General features: G+C 67.0%; 4 protein-coding genes. All 4 read left to right on the forward strand.

Going from position 1 to position 3684, the window contains the following annotated elements; all coding sequences use genetic code 11:
• The first annotated feature begins 208 nt into the window (after positions 1–208).
• A complete protein-coding gene (locus tag IT306_17315; protein MCC7370187.1) occupies positions 209–1891 on the forward strand; it encodes a phage head-tail adapter protein in 1683 nt (560 codons plus the stop codon).
• 60 nt (positions 1892–1951) lie between these two features.
• Positions 1952–2236 carry a hypothetical protein gene (locus IT306_17320; protein MCC7370188.1) on the forward strand — a complete coding sequence of 95 codons (285 nt, stop codon included), beginning with the start codon at positions 1952–1954 and terminating at the stop codon, positions 2234–2236.
• Positions 2237–2405: 169 nt separating this feature from the next.
• Positions 2406–3347 carry a hypothetical protein gene (locus IT306_17325; protein MCC7370189.1) on the forward strand — a complete coding sequence of 314 codons (942 nt, stop codon included), beginning with the start codon at positions 2406–2408 and terminating at the stop codon, positions 3345–3347.
• Between the two features lie 61 nt (positions 3348–3408).
• Positions 3409–3684, forward strand: a 276-nt coding sequence (locus IT306_17330) for a hypothetical protein (GenBank protein ID MCC7370190.1), incomplete at its 3' end; no start/stop codon positions are given.

Below are 3684 nucleotides of genomic sequence, written 5' to 3' on the forward strand. Positions count from 1 at the left end.
CTCCGCAAGAACAACCGCTTCGAGGTGGTCGCATGAAGCCCGATCCGAAAGCCCCCCGTGTACCCGGCCAGCGTCCGCCCTCCCCTGCCCTGCAGCGGGTGGACATCGTGCGCCTGCCCACGGTAGCCCGCGCTACCCCGGCGCGGGTCGTGCATAGCAGCGCCGAGGCCGGCCGCGTCGCCGGCCCGCGCCTTACTGGAGCCAAGCGATGAGCGAAACCCTCGTCCAACGTGTCCGCCGCCGCTGGGCGAACCTGAAGAGCGAGCGATCCGGTTGGTGGCCGGTCTGGTACGACATCCAGCGGTTCGTGGTCCCCGACATGGGACGATTCAAGGATCCGTCGAGGACGGACACGGGCGCGCGCAACGACAGTCTGATCCTCGACAACAGCGCCACGCGGGCGCTGCGCACGCTCGCCGCCGGCTGGGTGAGCGGCACCTCCAGCCCCGCCCAGCCGTGGTTCGAGTTGCGCGCGGGCCCCGAGCCGCTGCGCGACAACCCGGCCGTGAAGGCGTGGCTGGCGCAGGTGCGAGACATCCTCCGGGACGTCTTCAGCAAGAGCAACACCTACCGGGTGCTGCACACGATGCGCGAGGAGATGGCCGCCTTCGGGACCGCCGCCGCTGTCGTCGCCGAGGACTTCGAGAACGTCATCCATCTGCACCCGGTGACCGCCGGCACCTACGCGGTGGCCACCGATGCGCGCGGGGTCGTGAACACCTTCTATCGCGAGTTCCCGATGACGGTCGAGCAGATGGTCGGAGAGTTCGGGCTCGATGCCGTCTCCGACCACGTGCGAGACCTCTACAAGAACGGCCAGATGGATCAGCAGTTCACCGTGATCCACGCCGTCGAGCCGCGCCCGGTCACGGAGCGCAAACGCCCCGGGGCCCTCGGGATGCCCTTCCGTGAGGTCTACTTCGAGGAGGGGCGCGATACCGCGGCGCCGCTGCGCGAGTCCGGCTATCGGCGCTTCCGCGTGCTCGTTCCGCGGTGGATCGTGAACGGCGAGAACTGCTACGGGACGAGCCCCGCCCGCGAGGCGCTGGGCGACATCAAGCAACTGCAGCAGATGCAGTTGCGCAAGAGCCAAGCGGTGGACTACCAGACGAAGCCGCCCCTGCAGGGGCCGGCGCGCCTGAAGGGCAACAACAGCGATCTGCTACCGGGCGGCTACGCGACCGTGGACGCGGCCAACCCGCAGGCTGGCATCCGTTCGGTCTTCGAGGTGAGGCTCGACCTGCAGCACCTCGTGGGCGACATTCAGGACATCCGCCAGCGGATCAGCAGGACGTTCTACGAGGACGTCTTCCGCATGATCTCGGACCTCGACAAGAGCGGGATCACGGCTCGGCAGATCGCCGAGCAGCACTCCGAGAAGATGATGCTGCTCGGGCCGGTCATCGAGCGCGACCAGAACGAACTGTTGGCGCCCCTCGTCGAGATGGCCTTCGAGATCGCCAGTGAGGCCGGCATCCTCCCCGAGGCCCCCGAGGAGATGCAGGGCGCGCCCCTCACCGTGGAGTTCGTCTCGATCCTCGCTCAGGCCCAGAAGCAGGCGGGCGCCTCGGCGGTCGATCGCCTGCTGGCGACCGTCGGCACGCTCGCGCCCATCTGGCCCGAGGCCGTCGACAAGGTCGACGCCGACAAGGTCGTCGAGGAGTACGCGCAGATGCTGGGCACGAACCCGAAGCTGCTGCGCGACGAGGATGTGCTCGCCGCCATCCGCCAGAGCCGCGCCCAGCAGCAGCAGGCGGCCGCGCAGGCCGAGCAGCAGGCCCAGCAGGCGTCGATCGCCAAGGACATGGCGGCCGCCCAGAAGGCGGCGCCGGGTGGCGGGCAGACGAACACCGCCCAGCAACTGGACATCGCGAGGCTCCTCGGCGGCTGAACACCGCGAGGGATCGACTTTCAATCGCCCGCCTAGCAGGCGGACAACAGGAGAGCAAGCATGGCCCAATCGACAATCCTCGCCGCCGCGCAGACGACGGCAACCAGCACCGACGTGGTCGTGGTCGCCGGTGGGGTGGCCACCATCGGTCTGTTCGCTACCGGCGACGTGCCCCCACGGGCGCGCGCGGCGGTCTACATCGACACGCCCAGCGGCGACCAGTTCGTCAAGTTCCTGCAGGGCAGCCAGCCCGAGGTCATCTCCGGGCCGGGCACGTTCCGCGTCGTGCGCCGGGCGAGCATCGCCCGTCACGGTGTTGATGTCGGCATTTACTCGAACGCGTGAATCATGATCATCCGCCCGATTCTCTTTCCCCCTCTTCGGCGGCTGTATCGGCTCGTGACCGGGCGCGCTGTCGGTTTTGGCGCCGTGGTCCATGCGGGCGACTACTTGCTGGACGAGGCCGGGAACTATATGACGGACGCAGCAAACAACAAACTGACGGGGTAACACCATGGCTGATGTAGCTGTACCATCTATTGCGACGGCTGAGTCGGCTGCGGCCGATACTGTGCTCGGCATCAAGAGCGGCGTCTTGAAGCGGTTCAGCGTGTCCGGTCTGGCGCTGGACACAGCTAAGACCATCACCGGCCCCGCGTCGATCGAATACGGTGCCACGCTGACGGTAAGCAACGAGATCGCTTCGCCCGGTAGCAATATCTCGCTGGGCCGCGCGAGCATTTACGAGTACCGGGCCGGCGCGACCACCCTCCCGGGGCATTCGGTAGCCGGTATCGACTGGTACAAGCAGAAGGTGACCGATAACCCCGGCGCGGCGTTCTGCCACGAGGCAAAATTCGACAACGAGGCTGCGGGGACGGTGACCTACGTCACCGGCTACGAGGGCCAGATGTCGAGCAACGCTGGCACGGTGACCGCGTTTACTGGGCACCAGTCCAGAATCACAGGCAACGCTGGGACTGTTGGCACATTCGTTGCCTACACGTGCGAGGTCGCACAGACCGGGTCGACCGGGGCGGTCTACGGCTACGTGTTCCCGGACATGTCACCGGTCCCGAACATCGGGACGAAATGGGCAATGAAGAACTCCGACCCGAACGCCCCGATTGCCTCTGCTGGTCCGGTCATCGACCAGTCCGTCCAGTACGCCTCGCCTTCCGCGAGCGGGTTCACGGTCACCATCGATGCGAAACGGACGTTCTTGCTGCTGAATCCGGAGGGCGAGTACGCTGCCGGGACGATCAACCTGCCGGCGGTGGCGACGTGCATCGACGGGCAGGAGGTGGTCGTCTCGTCGGTGCGGACGGTCACGGCGCTGACGATTGGCAACGGTGGCTCTGCATTCGTAGTCGGGTCCCCGACAAGCATAGCGGGAGGCGGATTTTTCCGGCTGAAGTTCAACGCGGTGACCGGTGGCTGGTTCCGGGTTGGCTGACACTAGGCCTAGTGCCGCCGCCGCGCTTTGACACCACGGGTAGCGTTTGCTATACTCTGTTATGGATCCGCACCACGACGAAATCTACCTCACAGACGCCCAGCGCGAGGCCCGCGCCGAGGCCGATCTGGAGGAGGCGCTGGACCGCGACGCGTGGGTGTGGCTGATGGACTCCCCGCACGGCAGGCGCATCGCCCGGCAGATGCTGCGGGTGAGCGGGATGCTGGATAGCGGCTTCAGCGGCGACCTCTTCGCCGCCGGCTACCGTGAGGGGCAGCGGTCCACGGGCGCGTGGCTGCTGCAGTCCGTCAAGAGACACGCGCCCGACACCTACACC

The organism is Chloroflexota bacterium (assembly GCA_020850535.1).
Taxonomy (GTDB): domain Bacteria; phylum Chloroflexota; class UBA6077; order UBA6077; family JACCZL01; genus JADZEM01.

Bases quoted from the DNA above. Each gene is read 5' to 3' on its own strand.
- IT306_17315 (MCC7370187.1), top strand. From the start codon at position 209: ATGAGCGAAACCCTCGTCCAACGTGTCCGCCGCCGCTGGGCGAACCTG.
- IT306_17320 (MCC7370188.1), top strand. From the start codon at position 1,952: ATGGCCCAATCGACAATCCTCGCCGCCGCGCAGACGACGGCAACCAGC.
- IT306_17325 (MCC7370189.1), top strand. From the start codon at position 2,406: ATGGCTGATGTAGCTGTACCATCTATTGCGACGGCTGAGTCGGCTGCG.